We start from the raw sequence: 23,966 nt of genomic DNA on the forward strand, positions 1-23,966 counted from the left end.
CGCGTGATCCTCCTCATGTCCTTAAGCCTCTTCCTCTAGACGGATGATCTTCCCGCCTGCCGCTTTATACAAGCGATTATATACGGCAAGAGCGACTCCCGTCGGTTCAATCCGATTCACGTAAATCTCTTCTACATCTGTCTCATCGAATTTGCGCAACGCCTCGTAAAGTCGCTGGGCCGCTATCTCCATCGTGTCACCGAGAGAAAGCGTGACGTCAGCCGGGGTCGTTGCTTCATCAAATACGAGCGCGCCGATCCGTTTGCCCGCCGCCTGCCGCATCGTGATGGCACGGACGAGATCATCGCGTCCGCCATCGACTAAATACAAAGGTGCAGTCGGGGCATAGTGGGTGTACTTCATTCCTGGTGATCTGGGCGCGGCCGCTTCATCGCTCAAATTCGCATCGAGCGCAACTGGCCCGATGACGGCCTCGATCGCTTCTTTCGTCACGCCACCGGGACGCAAAATCGTCACCGGTTCCGTCGTACAGTCGATCACAGTCGACTCGACGCCGATGCCTGTCGGTCCCCCATCCATAATACCCGCGATCCGACCGGTCAAATCATCGGCTACGTGCTGTGCCGATGTCGGTGACGGTCGTCCTGAACGGTTCGCACTCGGCGCCGCGAGACCGAGACCGGACGTGCGGATGAGTTCGAGTGCGGCCGGATGGTCCGGCATGCGGAGGCCGATCGAGTCGAGCCCGGCCGTCACGAGTGACGACGCTCGACCGTTCGACGGTAAGATGATCGTCAAGGCACCGGGCCAAAACGCTTCCATCAAGCGTTTGGCTACCGGCGGGATGGTTTGCGCGAAATGTTCGGCCTGTTCGACCGTAGCCACGTGGACGATGAGCGGGTTGTCCGATGGTCTTCCTTTCGCCTCGAAAATCTTACGGATGGCGATATCGTTCGTCGCATCCCCGGCGAGGCCGTACACCGTCTCTGTCGGAATCGCGATCACCTCGCCCATCTTCAAGAGACGAACCCCTTCCTCAACTTCTGTTGGCTTGATCCATTTCGTTTCCATGCGCAATCCCTTCCCTCACGGCGTAGACAATTCGGTCTTTACCGTTTATATCTTTTAAAATACCCGTTTCTGCTTCAGGATAACGTTCGGACAGGTACGATTTCACAACTTGTCCTTGATTATACCCGATTTCAAACGCAATCAATTGCCAATCGGCACGTAGCACGCGTGTTGAGTCCGCGATGATTTTCCGGTAGAACTCGAGACCGTCCGCCCCCCCGAATAATGCGAGATGCGGTTCGTACCCTGCGACCGTCTCATCGAGCAGTTCATCAGCTTCGATGTAAGGCGGATTTGAGACGAGCACCCGAATCGAGTCGTCCGCGACCGGACCGAGGCAATCCCCTTCATGAAACGTCACATCGGCACGAAGCACTTCCGCGTTACGTTTTGCCACCGCAATCGCTTCCCGGGAAATATCGACCGTTTGGACGCGGACACCGAGCTCGAGACTGAGCGTGATGGCGATGGCGCCACTGCCCGTGCCGACGTCGACGATCGCGTCGTCTTCAATCGGTCCGACGTGCTCAACGACCCATTCGATCAACTCTTCGGTCTCCGGTCGCGGGATAAGTACATCCCGGTTCACAGCGAATGACCGACCGTAGAACGGGGCCTGACCAATCAAATGTTGGACCGGCTCACCGGCAAGCAGTCGCTCGAGCCCGGACTCGAACGCAGTTGTTTCGTCGTCCGAGAGTTCTTCGGATAACCGAACGATCAGACCCGTCCGGTCGACGCCGAGCACGTGCATGAGCCACCATTCGGCAGTCGACGGGTCACGACCCGCGTCAACGAGCATGCGTTCCGCTTGTTTCAACCTTGCGGCAATCCGCATCACTCCATACCCTCCATCAAGCCGGCCTGATCTTCCATGACGAGCGCATCAATGATGTCTTCAAGCTCCCCGGCGAGCACCCGGTCGAGTTTTTGAAGCGTGAGGCCGATACGGTGGTCGGTCACGCGGCTTTGCGGGAAGTTATACGTCCGGATCCGCTCCGAACGGTCGCCCGTCCCGACGGCCGACTTCCGCTGCGCCGACAGTTCTTCGAGGTGTTCGCGCTGCATCTTGTCGTACAGGCGGGCCCGCAAGACTTTCATCGCCCGATCTTTATTTTTATGCTGTGATTTCTCGTCTTGGCATGACACGACGAGTCCTGACGGGATGTGTGTCAACCGCACGGCCGACTGGGTCGTGTTGACCGATTGACCACCCGGCCCTGACGACGTGAACGTGTCGACGCGGACGTCTTTCATGTCGATGTGCACTTCGACGTCTTCGGCTTCCGGCAAGACCGCGACGGTAGCTGTCGACGTGTGTATCCGTCCACCCGACTCCGTCGACGGGACGCGTTGCACACGGTGTGCCCCATTCTCGAATTTCAGTTTCGAGTAGGCACCGGCACCGTTGATCAAAAACGTCACTTCTTTAAAGCCGCCGAGTTCCGTATAGTTGGCGTCGATCAGCTCGGCTTTCCAGTTTTGACGCTCGGCGAATCGGGTGTACATCTTATACAAGTCGACCGCAAACAGTGCCGCCTCGTCACCACCGGCCGCCCCGCGAATCTCGACGATGACGTTCTTGTCGTCGTTCGGGTCTTTTGGGATGAGCAGGACGCGCAGCTTCGCTTCGAGCGCTTTCACAACTGGTTCGAGCAGCGCCATCTCTTCTTTCGCGAGTTCGCGCATATCGGATTCGAGCGTTCGGTCTTCTAACATCGCTTTTGCTTCTTTGTAGGCCGTACTCGTCTCTTTATAGCGTCGATACGCTTGTACCGTCTCCTCGAGTTGAGACTGTTCTTTTGAATATTGACGCAGTTTATTCGAGTCGCTGAGCACTTCCGGGTCAGCGAGCATCTCATTCAATTGCATATATCGTTCTTCTAAAACGCTTAAACGGTCAAACATCATGATCCGTCCTTTCTGTTCACCAAATCGTTCTCTTCATTATACCAAAAAACGAACCGAGCTAGCTCGGTTCGTCGACAAATTGAATACTTAGAGCGAACCGACAAAATCCTCAATCCGCTACTGTATGACGGATCGGGCGTGGTTTGTTCGGGACGTCATGACAATGGCGGCAACGCGGTTCGTACGACTCAGCGGCACCGACTAAGATGACCGGGTCCTCAAAGCGAGCCGGTTCTCCGTTGATCAAGCGCTGCGTCCGAGACGCCGGGGCGCCGCACGACAGACAGATCGCCTGCAGCTTCGTGACGAACTCGGCACGCGACAAGAGCTCCGGCATCATCGTGAACGGTTCGCCACGGAAGTCCATATCGAGTCCGGCGCAGATGACACGTTTGTCTTCTGACGCCAACTGCTCGATGACGTCGACGATCCCCTCGTCAAAGAACTGCACCTCGTCGATGGCGATGACTTGCGTCTCTTCGCGCACCGCATCGTATACATCTTGACTCGTTCGAGTCGGGACGGCCACGACCGAGTTGCCGCTATGGGAGACGACGTTCTCTTCGTGGTAGCGGTCATCGATGGCCGGCTTGAACACTTGGACCGGGATCTTACCGTAGTGCGCCCGACGGACACGGCGGATCAATTCCTCCGACTTCCCAGAAAACATACTGCCACAAATCACTTCTATCCAACCGTAACGGTTCGTCACATGCATCATTCTACTTCGCCCTCTCCATCGTTAATCGCTTTCCGATTATAACCATCTTTCAGTCATAGGAAAAGGGTTGACTTCTAACAAAAATCGGAACGGCATCATCCCGTCCCGATTTCTCTTCACTCTTCCGCTTCTTCTTCTTTTTTATAATCGATCAAGTTCAATTTGCGCGCGAGCGGTCGAATCGTCAGCCCATGCAACGTCACCGAGGTAAAGACGAGTCCGATCGTGAGCGGTAGCATCTGTGACGCATCCTCAATCCCGAGACCAGCCACTTCCTCCGCGAAAAAACCTGCGACCGTCATCGCGACGATGCCGCGTGGCGCGATCCAGCCGATGAACCCACGCTCCTTGAGCGGAAGCCCCACACCAAGCGTCGATACATAGATTGCCAGTGGTCGAACGAGAAACAAGATGCCGGCAATCGTCAACAGCAATGGCCACTGGAAGATATTCAATAGTTCTTCACGCGACAGCGACGCCGTCAGCAAGATGAATACGGATGAGATCAGCAAAATCGAGATGTCTTCCTTGAACGACTGCAGTTCCTCGATGATCTGTTCATCGCGAAGTTTCGTGTTCGCCATCGTCATCCCCATCGCCGTCACGGCAAGGAGACCGACTTCATGCATCATAAACTCGCTCAAAGAGAATAAGATCAAGACGGCCGTAAGCGTCACCGAAGCGCGTAAGTACCGCGGAATCTTCTCACCTACGAACCAGCCCATCAAGACGTGACCGAACACGTAACCGAGACCGATACCGACGAGACAAGCTCCCGCAAAGAGCAATTGTACCCACAAGTCCATGCCTTCATAGACGATGTAGCCGATTCGAATCACGAACAGGCCGAGCAACGCACCGACCGGGTCGACAATGATCCCTTCCCACTTTAAGATGGCACCGACCCGATCTTTCAGATGGGCTTGCCTGAGCAACGGGATGACGACCGTCGGGCCGGTGACGACGAATAGCGCTCCCATCGTCCAAGCGACGACCCAATGGAGACCGCCGACGTATTGAATCAACAGCGAAGCCCCAACGAACGACAACGTCACACCCGCTGTCACGATGCGGACGATCGAACGCCGGAATTGGTTGATCTCGCTGAAATGAAGCCCTAAACTACCTTCAAATAATATGATCGCGACCGCAAACGAGATGATCGGGCTGTACAAATTACCGAGCAACTCTCGCGGTTCAAACAAACCAAAGATCGGACCGGCCAACACGCCGGCAACCGTCATGATGATAATCGCCGGAATTTGGTAGCGCCACGCCAACCATTGCGAGACGATCCCGACGCCAACCAACAAGCTGATGCTAATCAATATATACTCCATGGAAGCCCCCTCATGTCAGTCTTCCGTCTCTTTACCCTCGCTTGGACAACAAAAAACCGCCAAGGGCAATCCCTAGGCGGTGTGCATACAACTTGACGATTAACGTTGGTACTTCTTGTTGAAGCGCTCGATACGACCGTCCGCAGATGCGAATTTCTGGCGACCTGTGTAGAACGGGTGCGAATCAGAAGATACATCGACACGGATGAGTGGGTATTCGTTACCATCTTCCATCGTGATCGTTTCGTTAGAGTAACGAGTCGAACCACTGATGAATTTAAACTCAGTCGTTGAGTCCATGAATACGACTTTACGGTATTCTGGGTGGATTCCTTGTTTCATTGCTTTTCAACTCCTTCTGCCCTAAGTATTCTTTCAACCTAGAGAAAGTTCACTAGAATATAATAGCACCCGGTTCACGTATTTACAAGTCCGTTTTCGTTTTTTTCACCGGGCGGCGACTCTTTTTCTTATCGGCCTCGAGCGCCGCAAAAAAGTCGAGATTTGTTTGCGTTTCACGCACACGACGCAAGAACTGATCGACGAAGTCCGGCGACTCGTTCATCGTGCGACGAATCGTCCAAAGTGAGTCGAGCTCGTCCTTGCCGAGGAGGAGTTCTTCTTTTCGCGTACCCGAACGACGGATATCGATGGCCGGGAAGATACGGCGTTCCGCGAGCTTCCGGTCGAGATGGAGCTCCATGTTGCCGGTTCCTTTGAACTCTTCATAGATGACGTCATCCATCCGCGAACCGGTATCGATGAGCGCCGTCCCGAGAATCGTCAAACTGCCGCCGTCCTCGATGTTCCGGGCCGCCCCGAAGAATTTCTTCGGTTTGTGGAACGCTGCCGGATCGATCCCGCCCGAGAGCGTACGCCCGCTCGGCGGGACGGACAGGTTATAGGCACGCGTCAACCGAGTGATCGAGTCGAGCAAGATGACGACGTCTTTCTTATGTTCGACGAGGCGCATCGCCCGCTCTAGCACGAGCTCCGAGATGCGAGTGTGATTTTCCGGTGTCTCGTCAAACGTCGAATAGGCGACGTCTGCCCCCGGCACCGAACGTTGGATGTCCGTCACTTCTTCCGGACGTTCGTCGATCAATAGGATGATCAGTTCAACGTTCGGGTGGTTCGTCGTGATTGAATTAGCGACTTCCTTCAATAGAGACGTCTTCCCGGCTTTCGGTGGGGCGACGATCAAACCACGTTGTCCGAAGCCGACCGGTGCGATCATATCCATGACACGGACCGATAGATGGTTCGGCTCCGTCTCGAGCACCATTTGCTTTTCCGGATAGATCGGCGTGAGCGCAGGGAAATAGTCGCGGTTCCGGGTCGAATCGGTCGTTTCCCCGTTGACCGCCTCGACGCTCAAGAGCCCTTGGAAACGTTCATTTTCTTTCGGTTTCCGGACTTTCCCGGTGACGAGATCCCCGTTCCGCAAACTAAAGCGGCGGATCTGTGAAGCGGCGATATAGATGTCTTCGGACGATTGGGAGTAGTTGATCGGTCGGAGGAAACCGAAGCCACCTTCATTTTGTGACTGCGGGTTCGGAGGGATGATCTCAAGGACGCCTTCGAGGAAGTAGAGGTCCTTCGATTCGGCTTGCGATTTTAAGATTCGGAACATGAGTTCACGTTTCCGTGCTTCCCGATATTGAGGCACATTCACTTCTTTTGCGATTTCATACAATTCTTTCAACGTCTTCGTCTCGAGTTCACGAAGCGTATAGTTTTTAGCTGGTTCTGTACTTTGCGTCATAAACGTCACCTGTCTTTCTTGTGATTCTATATTTGAAAAGTAATTGTAAAGTTCTTATTCATCTAATCACAATTCAATCATGCCGTCACTTTATATAAACGGCTACATATCAGTCTATTCCCTTGATTTTTAAAAGTTAACGTCCGGTACTCTTCCTTATGTAACAAAAAGGTCTCTATGCCTCCATATTGTTTCAAATATGTTACAAGAAAACTATTTTTGACTTGTGATTGAAAAATGCCATCGGTCTTACGCATGATATAGTTTATTTGCAGAGGAAACCGGGTAACAAACTCGCCTTTTGCTCAACTATCGTAAACACACATCGATCATATACACTCACAGGGTTTTATTTTAAAAAACGGAGGGAATTATACTATGTTAAAGCGTTTCGCATCTATCATCGTCGCCGCCACTATCGCTTTCTCGGGTCTTGCATTCACAACAGGTGAACAAGCAGAAGCAGCTACTGGAACATTCGCTTACTCGAAAGTCAACGGCTTGAACGTTCGGACATCAGCATCACTCAGCTCGTCAGTCGTCACGAAGATGAATAAAGGTCAACGCTATACATACCTCGGTAAAGTTGGCTCGTTCTACAAGATCAACTACAAAGGGACTCACCGTTACATCTCAGCGTCATCGACTTACACGTACTTGAAAGCAAACACAGCAACGGCTACTAAAGTGACAACGACTTCTTCTTCAAGCGCTCGTACGAAACTTGTCGCCGAGTCGAAGAAATACCTTGGCACACCATACCGTTACGGCGGAACGACAACAGCTGGATTTGACTGCTCTGGTTACACAGGACATGTTTACAAGAAAGCGATCAACAAGTCGATCCCACGTGATTCACGCTCACAATACTCAAGCTCGAAAAAATTGTCGAAGTCAGCGATTCAAGCAGGCGACCTCGTGTTCTTCTCACATAACGGCGGCACGATCCAACACGTCGGTATGGCAATCAGCAAGACACAAATGATCAACTCAGAAACAGGCGGCGTTAAATACGCGAGCTTCACATCAGGTTACTGGGCACCACGTTACGTCGGTGCTGGAACGTACCTCTAATTCAATAAAACCTCAAACGACTCGGTTCAACAGAACCGAGTCGTTTTTCATTTACGCACGTTTTGCAAAACGGCTTCCGTGCTCGTCAACACCGAGAACGTCCCGTCTGTCTCAAGGACGACCGCCTCGACTTTATCGTGAGCGGTCCCACTCGAGCGGATGGCTTGGAGCACTTCGATCTCGAGCACGCGTTCTTTACGCATCTCCGCTTCTAAGTAACTCCCCCGATAATATAGCATCGTCGGTGTCGATTTGATCAGCTCGTTCACTCGTTTTGACCGATTGGCCAGCTTCGCCATGACGTATTGCAACGCGACGAGCGTGGCAAAAGCGACGAGCCCATTCAGTAGCGGTGTCTGTCGGCTCGTGAGCGTCGTCGCTAAGATCGAACCGAGCGCAACGGTCACGATAAAATCGAATGCGTTCATTTTCGAGAGCGTCCGTTTTCCTGATACACGTAATATGAAAATGATCGAGAAGTAAGCCCCGATCCCTGTCAAGATGATTTGCACCATCGTTTTGAGTTGATCCATCGTCTCCCCCCTTTTCTGTTTTTGAACAATCACTTCGAAAGCGTACTCGTCGTTCATCATTTTTGTTTCAAGGCACCCCGCGCGTTTGTCGCCGCGAAGACGACCATGATGACACTCATCCCTCCAGCCACGGCAAGGCCGGCCGACAAAGCGCCCCAGTCAATCGTCGGTTGGGTCAACACGGCTCGCATCCCTTCAAAGATATACGTCGTCGGATTGAACGTCGCCGCCACTTTGAGCCATTCCGCCTCGATCAACTCTTTCGGGACGAACGTCGTCGACAAGAAGATGAGCGGGAAGAAGAGAAGTGTCCCGGCCTGTGCGGCTTGGGCGTTCCGTGTCTTCAAGGCGACCCCGACCGAATATCCGGCAAAAGCGAGTCCGAATCCGAGAGCGAGCAAAACCGTGAACAAGAAGCCGACCACACCGACCGGAATCGTCAATCCGAGTAAGAACGCGACGGCAAAGATAAGCAACGTTTGAACGAACAGTTGCAACATCCCGGCAATCATCGGTCCGAGCACGATGGCAGTCCGCGTCGAAGGTGTGAGCAGCAACCGGGCGAAATAGCCGCTCTCGATGTCACGCACTAACGCTTGGCCGGCACCCCCAGCCCCGCCGACAGCACCTGAGACGATCGATACCGGCAAGATGAAATTCAAGTAGTCGCCGCCGCCGAACTGCGGCAATGCGGCCACACTCGACAGCCCGCTCGTATAGACGAGCAAGAAAAAGACAGAAATCATCAAGTTCGGGATAAATGAAAATGGGTTGCGGATCGTCGTCATTAGACTCCGCTTTGTAAACAACCACGTTTCAGTCCACACTCGGCACACCTCCTTCGTACGATTCGCCCGTCACTTTCAAGAACACGTCGTCAAGTGACGGCTGTTTCACCGTGAGCCGCTCCGGCTGTAACGCCTGCTCATCGAGTTTCCGGACGACGTCGGTCAACGTGTAGTCGCGAAGTTCGAAGACGAGGCTCGGTCCGGTCGCGGCTTGTCCGAACAGTTCAGCGGCGGCTCGTGCTTCTGAATCGGTATGAAACACCAGAGAAATCGACTCGCCTCCGACGGTCTGCTTCAATTCTTCTGCTGTCCCTTCGACGACAATCTTACCGTGATGGATGATGGCGATGCGATCGGCCAGCTCGTCCGCCTCCTCTAAATATTGGGTCGTCAAAAAGATGGTCGTCCCGAACTCTTGATTGAGACGCCGTACCTCTTTCCAAATCTCGATTCGACTCGCCGGGTCAAGCCCGGTCGTCGGTTCATCTAAAAACAGTACGATCGGACGATGAACGAGCGTGAGCGCCAAATCAAGCCGACGCCGCATCCCGCCGGAATACGTGCCACTCTTTCGGTCAGCCGCATCCGCGAGTGAGACGACCGACAGCAGTTCCTCGGCCCGTGCTTCTGCTTCACGTTTCGTCATTTTGAACAGCCGTCCTTGAAGGACGAGCAATTCCCGGCCGGTCAACACTTTATCGATGCCCGTCTCCTGGAGGGCGACACCGATGGATAACCGGACGTCCTTCTCCCGCTTGACGACATCAAACCCGTTCACGCGCGCCGACCCGCTCGTCGGTCGAATGAGTGTCGTCAACATCTGTATAGCCGTCGATTTCCCGGCCCCGTTCGGACCAAGGAACGCAAAGATTTCTCCTTGTTTTACTGAAAACGATATTCCGTCGACGGCCGGAACATCCCCGAACGTCTTGACGAGTGACTCTACTTCGATCATCGACCCCACCTCCTGCCTTACTCATTCCCGTTCTATTCATATTTTAAATATGAAAGAACGCATCAAAAAAGCTGCAGAGAGAATCTGCAGCTCGAGAGAATTAAGGTTTCATGACCATTTTCGGTTTTTTCTTCAATGAATGAATCCCTTCGACGAAACGGACCGTACCCGATTTGGCGCGCATGACGACCGAGTGTGTCTGACCGCCCTGACCCGTGAATTGGACACCACGGAGCAGTTCACCGTCTGTCACACCCGTCGCCGCGAAGATACAATCCTCGCCTTTGACGAGATCGTCAAGAAGCAGGATGCGTCCCGTGTCAGCGATGCCCATATCTTGGCATCGTTTTTCCTGGGCCGCGTCTTCCGGCAACAACCGTCCCTGGAAGTCACCACCGAGGCACTTCATGGCGACGGCTGCGATGACGCCTTCCGGCGCCCCGCCCGAGCCGAGCAAGAGATCGACACCGGTTTTCGGGAACGCCGTGTTGATGGCCGCCGCGACATCGCCGTCCGGAATCAACTTGATACGAGCTCCCGTTGCCCGGACTCGTTGAATCATCTCTTCATGACGGTCACGGTGCAAAATCGTGACGACGACGTCTTCGACGTTCTTGCCCTTCGCCTTGGCGACGATCGCGATGTTTTCTTCGATCGAGTTGTCGAGGCTGATCAGTCCCGCCGCTTCTGGACCGACCGCAATCTTATCCATATACATGTCTGGCGCGTGAAGGAGATCACCTGCGTCCGCGACCGCGAGCACCGCGAGTGCGCCCCATGTTCCCGTCGCGACGATGCTCGTCCCTTCGAGCGGATCGACGGCGACGTCGAGGCGTGAGCCGTAACCGTTCCCGACTTTCTCGCCGATGTAGAGCATCGGTGCCTCGTCCATCTCACCTTCCCCGATGACGACGATCCCTTTCATCGGAATCGTATCGAACACTTCGCGCATCGCTGTTGTGGCTGCGTCGTCCGCTTGTTCTTTCAAGCCTTTCCCCATCCAGCGGGCCGAAGACAGCGCTGCCGCTTCTGTGACCCGGACCAATTCCATTGATAAACTACGTTCCACCCGAATTCTCCCCTTTGTTACTCGGACATCTCATCGACCCAGACGAGGGCGCCGAGTTGTTTTAGTTTGCCGACGAAGTCGACGTACGAGTCGTTCAGACGTTCCGCATAGAGAACCGTCGACTCTCCCGTTGCCTGCAAACCGGCCAAGACGAGTGCCGCGGCGCTCCGCGCATCGGCAGACTCCATCTCAGCGTTCGCAAGCGTCGTCCCGCCACGAATGACGGCCGACGAATCTTCAAGCGTGATTTGCGCGTTCATCCGCCGCATTTCGGCGATATGACGGAAACGTTGGACGTATAGCTTATCCGTCACGACGCTCGTCCCGTTCGCTTTCAACAAAGCGGCTGACATGATCGGTTGCAAATCGGTCGGATAACCCGAGTAGTGGAAGACGCGAATATCAATCGGCTCAAAAGCTTTCGCCCGAACCGTGATCGCTTCTTCCCCGACCTCGACTTCAGCACCGTAATCAACTAATTTTTGGATGACCCCTTCTAAATGGGTCGGAATAACGTTTCGAACCGTCACTTCCCCTGCAACCGCACCGTAAATCATAAACGTTCCGGCTTCAAGGCGGTCTGGGATCAGCGTATGTGTACAGCCGTGCAAGCGTTCGACCCCTTTAATTCGAATCTCATCGGTCCCGGCACCGATGACGTATGCACCCATCGATGTCAGCATCGTCGCGACGTCGACGACTTCCGGATCAGTCGCGGCATTTTCAATGACGGTCGTCCCTTCGGCAAGGACCGCGGCGAGCATCGCGCTCACCGTCGCCCCGAATGAGCGAAGGTCGAGGTAGATCCGATTGCCGGCCAACTTGTCGGCGTTGACGTGATAGAGACCCGACTCGTTCTCGACTTTGATGCCGAGACGTTCTAGCGCTTTTAAATGTAAATCGATCGGTCGTGGACCAATCGCATATCCCCCTGGTAATCCAACGGCCCCTTTCCCAAAACGAGCTGCGAACACACCAAGTAAGTAGACAGCGGCCCGGACTTTCCGAGTTTCTGAGCCGAGCAGCGGCATGGCGACGGCATCTTTTGCATGAAGCGTCATCCGCTCCCCGTCCCGCTCGATTGTCACCCCGAGTTCTTGTAATAGGCTGAGCATCACTTCAACATCTTCGATGACGGGGACGTTCTCGATTGTCACCGGTTCTTCGGTAAGAAGTGCTGCGACGAGACAAGGCAAGGCACTCTGTTTGGCGCCACTAATGTCAACTGTTCCTTCAAGTTTCTGCTGTCCAACGATATGGAGAATTTCCACGATGATCAAACCTTTCTACGACGAACTTATTTGGATTGAGCGTTATTCCAATCCGCTAAGAACTGCTCAATCCCTTTGTCAGTGAGCGGATGATTCATCATCTGTTCGATGACTTTGTACGGTACCGTGGCGATATTAGCACCAAGCAGGGCTGCTTTCGTCACGTGGACCGGATGGCGAACGGACGCGGCGATGATTTCCGTATCGATGCCATGGATGGCAAAGATATTCGCAATCGTCTCGACGAGGTCGAGACCATCGTGACCGATGTCGTCAAGGCGTCCGATGAACGGCGAGACGTATGACGCACCCGCCCGAGCTGCTAAGAGCGCTTGGTTGGCGTTAAAGATGAGCGTCACGTTCGTCTTAATGCCGAGCTTCGAAAGCTCATTGACAGCGATCATACCGGCTGCTGTCATTGGCACCTTAACTGTAATATTCGGCGCGATCGCCGCGAGTTCCTTTCCTTCTTTGACCATACCCTCTGCGTCGAGTGCAATAACTTCCGCACTGACTGAAAGGTCCCCGACGACCTCACAAATCTCACGGAGCCGCGTATGGAAATCGACGCCTTCTTTCGCGACGAGCGACGGATTCGTCGTCACGCCCCCGATGACGCCCATTTGGTGGGCTTTCTTGATGTCTTCCACATTTGCCGTGTCAATGAAAAAACGCATGTACATGTCCTCCTCGAATCGGATTGTAATCGCTTACTCTCTTATTATGAGGAAATCGACACGGAATTGCTATACCCTTTACGTCAGCGCGGCGATGCCGAGCATCGAAGCGGCAAGCAAGATCATCCCGGCGAGCGTCCCGACGGCCCATGACTTCCTATAATTTTTTTCAACAAAAAAGCCAGTTCTCACGAGGAGAACCGACTGATGTGACAAGATTACGCTTGGTTGCTTGAACCAAACTCACGCATTTTACCAGAAACGACGTTGTAGATCGCTTCGATACCAGGTCCGATGACTTTACGTGGGTCATATACTTTCGAGTCAGTGTTAAGCTTCTCACGTACCGCACGAGTCCATTCTTGTTGGCACTCTGTGTTGACGTTGATTTTGCTGTGACCGAGCTCGATTGCTTTTTTGATTTGGTGCTCAGGGATTCCTGAACCGCCGTGAAGAACGAGTGGCGTTTTCGTCGCTGCTGCGATTTCTTCCATCTCTTTGAAGCCGAGGTTTGGCTCGCCTGCGTATTCTCCGTGTACAGAACCGAGTGCCGCTGCAAGAGCGTCAACTTTCGCTTCTTTAACAACACGGACACACTCGTCGAGGTCAGCGTATTGTACGCCGCCAACGACGCCGTCTTCTTCGCCGCCGACTGTGCCAACTTCCGCTTCAACTGAAGCGCCTTTAGCGTGTGCGTATTCAACGACTTGTTTCGTCATTTCGATGTTTTCTTCGATCGGGTGGTGTGAACCGTCGATCATAACAGACGTGAAACCAGCGTCGATCGCTGCTTTACACTTGTCGAATGAAGAACCGTGGTCGAGGTGGATTGCAACTGGAACAGTGATGTTGTAGTCGTGCATGAGACCTTCAGTCATTTTAACAACTGTTGTGAAGCCCCCCATGTATTTTGCTGCACCTTCTGATACACCGAGGATAACTGGTGATTTCTCGTCTTCCGCAGCGCGAAGAATCGCTTGCGTCCACTCGAGGTTGTTGATGTTGAATTGGCCGACTGCATACTTGCCTTCGAATGCTTTGTTAAGCATTTCTGTCATTGATACTAATGGCATAATGATGTCCTCCTCTGTTCGCTGTTGTGCACTGTGGGAAAAGTGACCCTGTGCAATTCGTTCCCATTATAACACACGTCAAAACTTGTGCCTATGCTATTCGCATATAGAAATGGCCCCGCGCAAGCGTTTACATATGTCATCTTCGTGACGATTCACTGAATGCCGAGCACTTCTTTCACTTTCTCGATCATGCCGTAAATATCGAACGGCTTCTCGAACTGAGCCGTGATCCCAAGGCGGCGCACTTCTTCGATTGTCGATTTTTCCCCAAATGCGGTCATGATCATGACCGGTGTGTCGATGTCGTTGTTCCGCATGTTCCGTAACACTTCATGCCCGAACATGCGCGGCATGTTCATATCGAGCAGCACCAAATCGTAAGTACTTTGTTCTAGCTGTTCCCAAGCGCTCAAGCCGTCCTGGGCCGTGTCGACCTCGATACCGAGGTTTTTAAACACTTGGGCGAGCATCAAGCGAATTCCATCTTGGTCGTCTGCGATTAACATGCGTGACATCTAGTTACCTTCTTTCCGTAGCTTCTATAGCTTTGTGCGATAATATAACCATACCAAAATCGTTTTCGTTTGGCGACGCGTCATTTTCTAAAAGATGGAAACGAGGCTCAGGTCCCCGCCTCCCCCGCTTGCTCCATTTTCAATTCAAAGGGAACGTCTCGTTCGTCGGCGATTTCATACGACGTCACCGTCCCTTCATCTTTCACGTACAATTGCAAAAAATCACCTTCTGCGAGCCGTGAGTCAGACGTGAATGTGAGCGAACGCTTTTTTCGTTCCTCATCATAGCCGATTGTCGTATACACATAGTCCGTCCCATCTCGCTCCGCCGTCTCCGCCTTCGGGATTTTCACATAATATGTATCCGCGAACAGACGGTCCAAATCGATGACCAACCATCCGGCAAAGACCGCGAGACAGACTGTGACGATGAGTACTCGGTTCCGTTGCATGTGCATCCCTCACTTCTATTGATCGCTATCTTCCAATACCATATATGAACGATTCCTAAACGCAACGCTTCTTGTTATACTCAACGTACAAGACATGATGGGAGACACGACATGAAGCATTTATTCGGATTTTTACTTTTTTTAGTGACGCTTGCCGGAGGTGTCGCCATCACGGCTGGGACGTTCGGAGAAGAGCCGTCCGCCGACGCGTATGAAGATGTTTATGAAGACGATATACCGCTCGCTACTTCAATAGATGCGGAATTAGAAGACGTGCCCGAGACGTTCAAACTCATCTCCGAGGTTTTCGACGAACCGATTTCAGCAGAAGACGTCGAGCGCATGCATCTACTCGTCTCCAATCCAGATTTAGACGAGGCGACCGTGCATCCGCTCGGTGAACTTGAAGTCACGTATGACGGACAGCCGACAACGCTCATCGTCGAAGCGGAAGTGTATCGCGAGGACGGAACGTATATTGTCTTCTATTTTTCGGGCGACGAGGAGATGGTCTTCGCAATCGATGATCGAATCACAGCGTACTATGAAGAATTAGGCATATGAAAAGGAACTTCGCTCGCTTGAGCGAAGTTCCTTTTGGTTTACGTTTAGTCGATCGTGACCGGGACGACGGCGAGGTCGATCTCTTTCTCGACTTCTTCCCGCTCCTCGGCGAGACGTGCATCCGACCATTTGAAGACATCGGCCATACAGCGCAAGACACCGTCTTTATAGTCTCTGACGAAGTCGATGTCGAAGAACATCGCCCCTGTCCGACGGACGAGGAAGTCGATGGCACGGACAACCGACTCTTCTTCGATGCCGTACATCAACTGCGCGTAGACGATCTCGGGCAGGTCATAAGCGTTCGTATCCATCCGCTCGACGACGCGATCGATGTTCGATCCGTAGAGACGGACTAACTGCTCCGCTTTCACGTCATCGAAACCAAGGTTTTTCAGCTCGTCTTTCTTCTTCGTCAAGAAGTCGTCAAAGCCGTTCGAACCGCCCACATGTCCACCCGACATCGGCATATGTTTCGTCCGTGAAGCGAGGAAGACGATACCCTCTTCTTGTTTGAGTAGCTTCGCGACGAGATCGACGACCGTCTCAGACATCTTCCGGTAGCCTGTCAACTTACCACCGGCGATTGTGATCAGGCCGCTTTCCGATTGCCAAATCTCATCTTTCCGTGAGATCTCGGACGGGTCTTTGCCTTCCTCATAGATGAGCGGACGGATGCCGGCCCAGCTTGACTCGACGTCATCTTCCGTCAACGACACATCCGGGAACATATAGTGGATCGCGCCCAAGATATAGTCGCGGTCTTCTGTCGTCATGCGCGGATGCGCCTTATCCTTATCGAAGAACGTGTCGGTCGTCCCGACGTACGCTTTGCCGTCACGCGGGATGGCGAACACCATTCGGCCATCTGGTGTATCGAAGTAAGTCGCTTGTTTGAGCGGGAACTTCGATTGATCGATGACGAGATGAATACCTTTCGTCAGACGAAGCATCTTGCCTTTATTCGAGCCGTCCTGCTCACGGAGCACGTCGACCCATGGGCCGGTCGCGTTGATGACTTTTTTCGCATAAATTTCATACGTCTTCCCGTCGATTTGATCTTCGACGTTCACGCCGACGACTTTGCCTTGCTCGTAAATGAGACCGGTCACTTTCGAGTAGTTTAAGAGGAGTGCGCCATGGTTCGCCGCTTCTTTCGCGACTTCGATCGTCATGCGCGCATCGTCCGTCCGATACTCGACGTAATAACCGCCACCGACGAGCCCGTCTTTTTTGACGAGCGGTGACTTCTCGATCACCTCTTCCGGCGTCAACATCAAACGGCGCTCCGCTCGTTTGACGCCGGCCAACAAGTCATACACCATCAGCCCGAGCGCTGTCGAGAGCGGTCCGAACGTGCCGCCTTTGTGCATCGGTAGAAGCATGCGCTCTGGCGTCGTGACGTGCGGTCCGTTCTCATAGACGATGGCGCGTTCTTTCCCGACCTCGGCGACGAGTGCGACTTCGAACTGTTTCAAATAGCGCAAGCCACCATGGACAAGTTTCGTCGAGCGGCTCGATGTTCCAGCCGCGAAGTCTTGCATTTCAAGAACCGCCGTCTTCATTCCCCTTGAAGCGGCGTCGAGGGCAATCCCGGCACCGGTGATGCCCCCACCGACGACGAGGATGTCATGACGCTCACTCGTCAATTGTTCGTATCGCTTGGCACGTTCTTTTGCTGAGAAGTTTCTGATTTCCATCTTATTCCCTCCTATAATGAATCCGGTTCGTATAAACAAAGAGACCACAACAAAACAAGGCTTCGCCCTCTATGTCGTGGTCTCTCTGTAATCTCCAACCGGTTATCAACTTTTCTCCTGTATTATACCCTATTCTCCATTCTTCAACCATCGACCGGCTCACTAGACACGCAACCTGCCCGACCGAAAGCGTCACGCTCGCAATTTGAAATTCAGAAGACTAGACTTCAAAGTATCACTACGAAGGAGGAGTTTTCATGAAACGCATGTTACAATCTTTTCAATTTAAAAACGGCGTCGAGCTTCATAACCGGCTCGTCCTTGCGCCGATGACCCATTATTCGTCCGAGCCGACAGGTGAGGTTTCGGAGCACGAACTCGCCTACTATCGGAAGCGAGCGAAAAATGTCGGTCTCGCCATCACGGCGTGTGCCTATGTGACAGAAGACGGTAAAGGATTCCCGAACGCGTTTGGCGCGAGCGACGATCACTTCATCACCGGTCTCCGTCAACTCGCTGAAAGTTTGAAGGCGGAAGGTGCCAAAGCCATTCTGCAAATCTTCCACGCTGGGCGCATGTCTCCTCCAGAGCTCGTCCCGAACGAACAACCCGTGAGCGCAAGTGCGGTCGCACCCGTCCGTGAAGGTGCCGCCACACCGCGTGCCCTCGAGACAGAAGAAGTCGAGGCAATCATCGAAGCATTCGGTGAAGCGACACGCCGTGCCATCGAAGCCGGATTTGACGGCGTCGAGATTCACGGAGCGAACACGTACTTGATCCAGCAGTTCTTCTCACCGCACTCAAACCGCCGAGACGACCGCTTCGGAGGCGACGTACAGGCGCGTCTCACGTTCCCGCGTGAAGTCATCCGTTCTGTGAAAGCCGCGGCGAAAGACGCTGACGATTTCTTGATCGGCTATCGCTTCTCACCAGAAGAAGTCGAAGAGCCAGGTATCACGCTCGACGACACGGACGTATTGATCGACATGTTGCTCGAGGAAGGACTCGACTACCTCCACGCCTCGCTTTGGAACTTCAATATCGGTTCGATGCGCAACGAGAACGTGATGGAGCGCTCGATCGACCGGATCGCGAAACGCATCAACGGTGCCGTCCCGCTCATCGGAGTCGGACAACTTCAGCGCCCTGGTCAAGTCGAAGACGCTTTGAACGTCATCGACCTGGCCGCGCTCGGCCGTGAACTCATCATCGACCCTGACTGGCTTGAAAAAGTGCAAACGGATCGTGAAGATGAAATCGAAACGGCGCTTGACTTGAACAAGCAAGCCGAACTCGCTGTCCCGGCCCCACTTTGGAACGCCATCACGACACGTGCCGGCTGGTTCCCAATCAAAGACGAAGCAGTCAAATAAGCAAGCTGTCCGCAGACATAAGTCTGCGGATTTTTTATTGCGTTCGGAGACGAGACCGGAATGTGACACAAATAAGTCTCTTCAGACACAATTCCGTCACATTTATCATCTTTTTCACCACTCCTTTCGTGTTGACCTAACTTTCCAAGCATTCGCCCCATTCGTAAGCTAAGGACAGGAAGCGTTTCCTCATTGAGACCGCGGCTCGAGACCAATCATTCGTTCCGTCTGTCTGTTTGACCTTGTTTTGAAAGGGGCATATATATGACAAAAAAGCCGTTTGATCTCGATGTACACAACAAACAGCTTAATCAACATCACCAGCGCACAAAACAAGCGGCTGAAACGTATCGCAACAAAAGCAAAGAACTCGAACACCACCTCGAATCATCCACACGTTCCCGAGAAGAAGCACTCGCCAAAGAAATCGCCGAGCTGAAGCAGGCGACGATGCGAAACGCTCAACGAGACAAATGAACGATTCCCGATGGTACGATGAAAGAAGTGACTTGACCGGTGGAAAACAAAATCGAACGCCAATTTATGAACCACTTGCAGCGCGACAAAAACTTATTTGCTGACTTTCAGCTGCTCGATAACTTTTATGCGCTCGACCAACAGATTGTGAGTGCGCTCCGGAGCGCCCATCCGGTCCGGGCCGAGCAATTGCTTGAAACGTTGACGTTCGACCTTTTGAAACTTCCGGTCACGGATGAATATAGGAGTGTCCGCTTCTACTATCGCGGACTCGTCTATCACGTCATCCGCATGATCCCGGTCGACAACCCGAACGTCCAGACCGCGCTCACTTATACGAGTGCGCTCCTCATCTTGATCGACGAACTGACGACGACGCTCGACTTCATCTATGCCGTCCCGGTCATCGTCGATTCCTTGACGAAGATGATGGCTTTCTTGTCTCCACCCGTATCGACCAATCCGAACGTGACGACGATCATCCACTTGATCGAGGACCATCTGCAAGAACCGGCGTTATCGCTCCCTTGGATCGCCCAACGAATCGGTATGTCGAACAACTATCTGTCGGCCCTGTTCAAACAAGAAGTCGGGGAAAGTGTGCCAGAACGGATTCGCAGGCGACGGATCGATGCGTCGATAGCCGACCTGCTCGGTACGAATCTGCCGATTTGTGCCATCGGCGAAAAATACTGTTTTACCTCTTGCACGGCGTATATTACCACGTTCAAGACGTACAAGCAGATGACCCCGCTCCAATACCGCCAATTGTTTCTCACGTCTAAAAAGCGCGACGCCTCAACTTGAGACGTCGCGCTTTTGTTCGTCTTCCCATTCTTCCCGAAGCATGCCCATCCGAATCGAATCGTAACGCTCACCACGGACGACGCGGACGCGCCGCATCCGACCTTCGAGCTGCATGCCGATCTTTTCAGCGACGCGCACCATGCGCTCGTTCCCTGACCACGTCGTCAATCCGACCCGGACCGTCGAGAGCGTGTTAAACAGATGGTCGATCCAAAGTTTGAGCGCCCTCGTCCCGACACCTTGATTCCAGCGGTCTGACTGATGAAGGATGATCCCGACTTCGAGCCATTCCTTCCCGGCGTCCTCATAATAGTAGGACACCGTACCGAATACCGTCCCATCGACTTCGACGACCCACATGTCGTCACGTCCGACGTGGCGGTCCGCCTCCTCCTGATACGCATCATAACTTTGCGCGCGATGTTCAAAATACGGTGCGTCCCACCGTTTCCATTCGGGCGCCGCTTCTTTGTAAATCAATTCCCATAACCGTCCCAAGTCGCGCGCCTCGATCGGTCGAATAACCAGTTTCTCATCTCGATACATAATCTCTCCCTCTCTGTATATGCTCTTCACTCATTCGAGACGTCAGTTCGAATTCCCTTTTCTACGTTTGCGCCAGACGAGCGCCAAGATGACGAGGATCAAGCTCGCCGTCACCGAGACGACCGCGAACGGGCTCGTACCGGTCACGAACAATTCACCGAGCGTGACCGAATAAGCTAATCCGAACGACGTGACGAGCTTCGCTCCGGCTGCGATCATCACGAAACGTCCGAACGGTACGCGGCTGAATCCGGCCGCCAAACAAATGACTTCGTCCGGTAAGATCGGGATGATGAACAAGACGAGCAAGACACCGAGACCGTACTTGCCGACATAACGGTCATACGTCGCGAGCTTATCCGCATCAATCAAGTGCATGACCCGCTCCCGTCCGAACCGCGCGAGCCCGTACATGACGAGGATGCCGAGCGTCGTCGCGACACTGCCGATCATGGCCGCGCGCAACGGACCGAGGGCGACACTGCCGATCGGGACGCTGATCGCTTCCGGGACCGGCAACGCGATCGGCTGCAGGAAACTGAAGGCGGCGAACACCCAGACCGCATGAGCCTCATAACGTTCGAGCAGACGATCGAGCCCATACGTATCGTATAAGATGAGACCGAATGAGACGTAATAGATCAAGACAAATAATAAAAACAACGTGAATGTCACTTTCAACATCTGCTTCAAATAGACGCTCGACCCTTCACGGATCGACCGCAACAGACCGATCGATAGAGCCAACAGGACAACCCCGGTCCATCCGAGTTGATACGGCAATAAGAGTGTCGGCAAGACGACGAACGGCAATATGCTCAACGCGACTAATGCGACCCCATACCCCCAGTAAATCATGTTTCGTTCCCCCATGTGACATCGCCCTCTCCCCGTTCTACTCTTAGTTTACCCGGATTTAGGTGAACATGTATCCATCCTAAGCTGTTGAAGCGGTCAGTCTTTTGCCCGAGAAAAAAGGCCACGACCGAAAACGGTCGTGACCTCTCCCTCACTCTGCGAGTGCTGCTTGGATGAAATCGTGGAACAAGCGCTGCGGGCGCTCAGGACGCGAAATCAATTCTGGGTGGAACTGTGACGCGACGAACCACTTGTGTTCTGGAATCTCGATGATCTCGACGAGACGGCCGTCCGGGCTCGTCCCCGAGAACTTGAAGCCTTCCGCTTCGAACGCTTCACGGTACTCGTTGTTGAACTCGTAGCGATGGCGATGACGCTCATAGACGAGCTCTTGGTTGTAAGCGGCGTGCGCTTTCGTGCCCGGCTCAAGTTTACAAGGGTAAAGGCCGAGGCGGAGCGTACCGCCGAGGTCCTCGATATCTTTTTGCTCAGGAAGAAGGTCGATGATCGGGTAGTTCGTCGTCGGATCGATCTCCGCCGAATGGGCGCCGTCTAACTTCAAGACGTTACGGGCAAACTCAACCGTCGCGAGTTGCATCCCGAGACAGATCCCGAAGAACGGGACGTTGTTCTCACGCGCATAACGCGTCGCTTCAATCTTCCCTTCAATCCCACGCTCTCCGAAGCCGCCCGGGACGAGAATACCGTCGGCGTCGCCGAGAAGCGCATCGACGTTTTCAGCCGTCACCTCTTCTGCGTTGACCCAGTCGATGTCGATGTCGGCGTTGAACGCGTAACCGGCATGCTTGAGCGATTCGGCGACCGAGATATAGGCGTCGCGGAGTTCGACGTATTTTCCGACGAGTGCGATCTTCACTTTCTTCTCGAGGTGCGTGACCGTATGGACAAGGTTTTTCCAAGCCGTCATGTCAGCCGGTGGCGTGTTGAAGCCGAAGTAGTCGTTGACGAGCTGGTCCATGCCTTGTTTTTGAAGGTTGAGCGGCACTTCATACAACGTCGACGCGTCTTGTGCCTCGATGACCGCTTCTTTGCGCGTGTCACAGAAGAGGGCGATCTTTTCACGCATCTCTTCCGGGATATCATACTCAGTACGGAGCACGATGATGTCCGGCTGGATTCCGTAACTGCGGAGCTCTTTGACGCTGTGTTGTGTCGGTTTCGTCTTCATCTCGCCAGCTGCGCGAAGGTATGGGACGAGCGTACAGTGAACATACATGACGTTCTCTTTGCCGATGTCGTTCTTCACTTGTCGAATGGCCTCAATGAACGGAAGCGACTCGATGTCCCCGACTGTTCCACCAATCTCTGTGATGACGACGTCCGCGTTCGTCTCGCGGCCGGCACGGAAGACGCGGTCTTTAATCTCGTTCGTGATATGCGGGATGACTTGGACCGTCCCCCCGTTATAGTCACCGCGACGTTCTTTTTTCAATACCGTCGAGTAGATGCGCCCCGACGTCACGTTCGCGTTTTGCGACAAGTTGATGTCGATGAAACGCTCGTAATGTCCGAGGTCAAGATCGGTCTCGGCGCCGTCGTCCGTGACGAACACCTCACCGTGCTGGTATGGGCTCATCGTCCCTGGGTCAATATTGATATATGGGTCAAACTTTTGAATCGTTACGTTCAAACCTCGGTTTTTAAGCAGACGTGCGAGTGAAGCGGCTGTGATCCCTTTACCGAGTGAAGATACTACCCCACCTGTTACGAAAATATACTTTGTCATCATCATTCTCCTCTCTTGAATGCCCACATCGGGAAACGAAAAACAAAAAAAGCAAAAGTGCCCCCACTGACATGGGGGACACTTTTGCTGCATCGTACGTGCTAAACTAGCCCATGACTAATTTACGTCAGAGACGATGCAGTCGTCAAGTTATTATTTTTTTCTTGGTTACGTGTGCCAAAAAAGAAAAAGAGACACGCCTAGCCGGGACAAATGCCCGGCTTTTTGCGGTCTCTTATAAGTCGTCCTCGTCTTCAAGGTCGAGGTCGTCGTCTAAGTCGTCGTCCTTGAACTCGTCAAGGTCTGGTACTTTTTCAGTTTCATCATCCGCATCAAATTCAGATGCATCGAAATCTTCACCTTTAGCAAAGACGTCAAGGTCGTCTTCGATGTCGACGATGCCTTCGTCCGTCTCATCGAGATCTTCCTCAAACTCGTCGAGCTCGCCGCGTTGGCGTGCCTCGATGACGAGATCTTCGTCTGACTTATCGAACGGATACCAAACACGAAGCGCCCAACGGTTAGCTCCCAAGTTGACGAATAGTCCGTCGATGTTCATGTCCGTGTAGAGTTGCGCGATTTTCTCGAGCTCTTCCTCTTCACTTGTGAACGTATAGTTTTGTCTGATCTGCTCGCGGATTTCATCAAATGAAACTGGTTGCTCCCCAGTCTTTTGAAGAATTTCGTAAACAAAATCGATCAACGATTTATTCAT

Annotated in this window: 26 protein-coding genes; 5 read left to right on the forward strand and 21 right to left on the reverse strand. The window is 53.2% G+C overall.

Translation table 11 applies throughout. The features are described from left to right. Nucleotides 1–21: 21 nt before the first annotated feature. The 7 genes from EVJ21_RS07255 to rho all read right to left on the reverse strand — a co-directional run bounded on the left by EVJ21_RS07255 (nucleotide 22) and on the right by rho (nucleotide 6,769). Nucleotides 22–1,032, reverse strand: coding sequence for an L-threonylcarbamoyladenylate synthase (locus tag EVJ21_RS07255; RefSeq protein WP_131464606.1), 1,011 nt, complete (start codon nucleotides 1,030–1,032; stop codon nucleotides 22–24). Continuing rightward, entirely contained in the window at nucleotides 998–1,870 is an 873-nt protein-coding gene (gene prmC / locus EVJ21_RS07260) for a peptide chain release factor N(5)-glutamine methyltransferase (RefSeq protein ID WP_131464953.1), read from the reverse strand. The genes EVJ21_RS07255 and prmC overlap by 35 nt, the downstream gene beginning before the upstream one ends. Further along, nucleotides 1,870–2,940: a peptide chain release factor 1 gene (prfA, locus tag EVJ21_RS07265; protein WP_070328198.1), complete on the reverse strand. Its 1,071-nt coding sequence runs from the start codon at nucleotides 2,938–2,940 to the stop codon at nucleotides 1,870–1,872. The genes prmC and prfA overlap by 1 nt, the downstream gene beginning before the upstream one ends. 112 nt (nucleotides 2,941–3,052) lie before the next feature. Then, nucleotides 3,053–3,664 carry a thymidine kinase gene (locus EVJ21_RS07270; RefSeq protein WP_070328199.1) on the reverse strand — a complete coding sequence of 204 codons (612 nt, stop codon included), beginning with the start codon at nucleotides 3,662–3,664 and terminating at the stop codon, nucleotides 3,053–3,055. A gap of 116 nt (nucleotides 3,665–3,780) precedes the next feature. Further along, nucleotides 3,781–5,004 carry a cation:proton antiporter gene (locus tag EVJ21_RS07275; protein WP_070328200.1) on the reverse strand — a complete coding sequence of 408 codons (1,224 nt, stop codon included), beginning with the start codon at nucleotides 5,002–5,004 and terminating at the stop codon, nucleotides 3,781–3,783. A 99-nt stretch (nucleotides 5,005–5,103) separates the two neighbouring features. Further along, a complete protein-coding gene (locus EVJ21_RS07280; RefSeq protein ID WP_021066109.1) occupies nucleotides 5,104–5,346 on the reverse strand; it encodes a type B 50S ribosomal protein L31 in 243 nt (80 codons plus the stop codon). Nucleotides 5,347–5,428: 82 nt separating this feature from the next. After that, nucleotides 5,429–6,769, reverse strand: a complete 1,341-nt coding sequence (gene rho / locus EVJ21_RS07285; RefSeq protein ID WP_070328201.1) for a transcription termination factor Rho — start codon at nucleotides 6,767–6,769, stop codon at nucleotides 5,429–5,431. Nucleotides 6,770–7,147: 378 nt separating this feature from the next. Here rho and EVJ21_RS07290 point away from each other — a divergent pair, with 378 nt between their 5' ends. Further along, complete coding sequence (locus EVJ21_RS07290) at nucleotides 7,148–7,843, forward strand: C40 family peptidase (protein WP_131490241.1); 696 nt, start codon at nucleotides 7,148–7,150, stop codon at nucleotides 7,841–7,843. Between the two features lie 47 nt (nucleotides 7,844–7,890). Here the strand turns inward: EVJ21_RS07290 and EVJ21_RS07295 are convergent, their stop codons facing one another. The 9 genes from EVJ21_RS07295 to EVJ21_RS07335 form a co-directional block, all read right to left on the reverse strand. Next, entirely contained in the window at nucleotides 7,891–8,376 is a 486-nt protein-coding gene (locus EVJ21_RS07295; RefSeq protein WP_070328203.1) for a DUF421 domain-containing protein, read from the reverse strand. A 56-nt stretch (nucleotides 8,377–8,432) separates the two neighbouring features. After that, complete coding sequence (locus EVJ21_RS07300; protein ID WP_131490242.1) at nucleotides 8,433–9,203, reverse strand: ABC transporter permease; 771 nt, start codon at nucleotides 9,201–9,203, stop codon at nucleotides 8,433–8,435. After that, nucleotides 9,193–10,119: an ATP-binding cassette domain-containing protein gene (locus tag EVJ21_RS07305; RefSeq protein WP_131490243.1), complete on the reverse strand. Its 927-nt coding sequence runs from the start codon at nucleotides 10,117–10,119 to the stop codon at nucleotides 9,193–9,195. The genes EVJ21_RS07300 and EVJ21_RS07305 overlap by 11 nt, the downstream gene beginning before the upstream one ends. A gap of 100 nt (nucleotides 10,120–10,219) precedes the next feature. Further along, complete coding sequence (glpX, locus tag EVJ21_RS07310) at nucleotides 10,220–11,188, reverse strand: class II fructose-bisphosphatase (protein WP_070328206.1); 969 nt, start codon at nucleotides 11,186–11,188, stop codon at nucleotides 10,220–10,222. 17 nt (nucleotides 11,189–11,205) lie between these two features. Continuing rightward, the gene (murA, locus tag EVJ21_RS07315) at nucleotides 11,206–12,459 is read right to left on the reverse strand and encodes a UDP-N-acetylglucosamine 1-carboxyvinyltransferase (protein WP_070328207.1); all 1,254 of its coding nucleotides are present in this window, start codon (nucleotides 12,457–12,459) and stop codon (nucleotides 11,206–11,208) included. 26 nt (nucleotides 12,460–12,485) lie between these two features. Further along, complete coding sequence (gene fsa / locus EVJ21_RS07320; protein WP_070328208.1) at nucleotides 12,486–13,136, reverse strand: fructose-6-phosphate aldolase; 651 nt, start codon at nucleotides 13,134–13,136, stop codon at nucleotides 12,486–12,488. A gap of 218 nt (nucleotides 13,137–13,354) precedes the next feature. After that, nucleotides 13,355–14,209 (reverse strand): class II fructose-1,6-bisphosphate aldolase, encoded by an 855-nt coding sequence (fba, locus tag EVJ21_RS07325; protein ID WP_131464610.1) that lies wholly within the window; start codon nucleotides 14,207–14,209, stop codon nucleotides 13,355–13,357. A gap of 155 nt (nucleotides 14,210–14,364) precedes the next feature. Further along, a complete protein-coding gene (locus EVJ21_RS07330) occupies nucleotides 14,365–14,727 on the reverse strand; it encodes a response regulator (protein ID WP_070328210.1) in 363 nt (120 codons plus the stop codon). A gap of 107 nt (nucleotides 14,728–14,834) precedes the next feature. After that, nucleotides 14,835–15,179, reverse strand: a complete 345-nt coding sequence (locus EVJ21_RS07335; protein ID WP_070328211.1) for a YxeA family protein — start codon at nucleotides 15,177–15,179, stop codon at nucleotides 14,835–14,837. A 111-nt stretch (nucleotides 15,180–15,290) separates the two neighbouring features. Here EVJ21_RS07335 and EVJ21_RS07340 point away from each other — a divergent pair, with 111 nt between their 5' ends. Beyond that, the gene (locus EVJ21_RS07340; RefSeq protein ID WP_131468501.1) at nucleotides 15,291–15,743 is read left to right on the forward strand and encodes a hypothetical protein; all 453 of its coding nucleotides are present in this window, start codon (nucleotides 15,291–15,293) and stop codon (nucleotides 15,741–15,743) included. A 44-nt stretch (nucleotides 15,744–15,787) separates the two neighbouring features. Here EVJ21_RS07340 and EVJ21_RS07345 read toward each other — a convergent pair whose 3' ends face one another. Further along, nucleotides 15,788–17,443, reverse strand: coding sequence for a glycerol-3-phosphate dehydrogenase/oxidase (locus EVJ21_RS07345; protein ID WP_070328213.1), 1,656 nt, complete (start codon nucleotides 17,441–17,443; stop codon nucleotides 15,788–15,790). Nucleotides 17,444–17,700: 257 nt separating this feature from the next. On the opposite strand from EVJ21_RS07345, the gene EVJ21_RS07350 reads away from it, so the two are divergent. The 3 genes from EVJ21_RS07350 to EVJ21_RS07360 all read left to right on the forward strand — a co-directional run bounded on the left by EVJ21_RS07350 (nucleotide 17,701) and on the right by EVJ21_RS07360 (nucleotide 20,100). Next, the gene (locus tag EVJ21_RS07350; protein WP_070328214.1) at nucleotides 17,701–18,816 is read left to right on the forward strand and encodes an NADH-dependent flavin oxidoreductase; all 1,116 of its coding nucleotides are present in this window, start codon (nucleotides 17,701–17,703) and stop codon (nucleotides 18,814–18,816) included. Between the two features lie 264 nt (nucleotides 18,817–19,080). After that, the gene (locus EVJ21_RS07355; RefSeq protein ID WP_070328215.1) at nucleotides 19,081–19,293 is read left to right on the forward strand and encodes a hypothetical protein; all 213 of its coding nucleotides are present in this window, start codon (nucleotides 19,081–19,083) and stop codon (nucleotides 19,291–19,293) included. A 39-nt stretch (nucleotides 19,294–19,332) separates the two neighbouring features. Beyond that, a complete protein-coding gene (locus EVJ21_RS07360) occupies nucleotides 19,333–20,100 on the forward strand; it encodes a helix-turn-helix transcriptional regulator (protein WP_070328216.1) in 768 nt (255 codons plus the stop codon). On the opposite strand, the gene EVJ21_RS07365 is transcribed toward EVJ21_RS07360, so the two are convergent. The 4 genes from EVJ21_RS07365 to rpoE form a co-directional block, all read right to left on the reverse strand. Next, the gene (locus EVJ21_RS07365; protein WP_131490244.1) at nucleotides 20,092–20,646 is read right to left on the reverse strand and encodes a GNAT family N-acetyltransferase; all 555 of its coding nucleotides are present in this window, start codon (nucleotides 20,644–20,646) and stop codon (nucleotides 20,092–20,094) included. The two genes, EVJ21_RS07360 and EVJ21_RS07365, sit on opposite strands and share 9 nt — an antisense overlap. Before the next feature lie 42 nt (nucleotides 20,647–20,688). Further along, entirely contained in the window at nucleotides 20,689–21,504 is an 816-nt protein-coding gene (locus EVJ21_RS07370; protein WP_236633442.1) for a TVP38/TMEM64 family protein, read from the reverse strand. Nucleotides 21,505–21,655: 151 nt separating this feature from the next. After that, the gene (locus EVJ21_RS07375; RefSeq protein ID WP_070328303.1) at nucleotides 21,656–23,251 is read right to left on the reverse strand and encodes a CTP synthase; all 1,596 of its coding nucleotides are present in this window, start codon (nucleotides 23,249–23,251) and stop codon (nucleotides 21,656–21,658) included. A 235-nt stretch (nucleotides 23,252–23,486) separates the two neighbouring features. Then, entirely contained in the window at nucleotides 23,487–23,966 is a 480-nt protein-coding gene (gene rpoE, locus EVJ21_RS07380; RefSeq protein ID WP_070328219.1) for a DNA-directed RNA polymerase subunit delta, read from the reverse strand.

Source organism: Exiguobacterium sp. SH0S2 (assembly GCF_004337185.1).
GTDB classification, from domain to species: Bacteria; Bacillota; Bacilli; order Exiguobacteriales; family Exiguobacteriaceae; genus Exiguobacterium; species Exiguobacterium aurantiacum_A.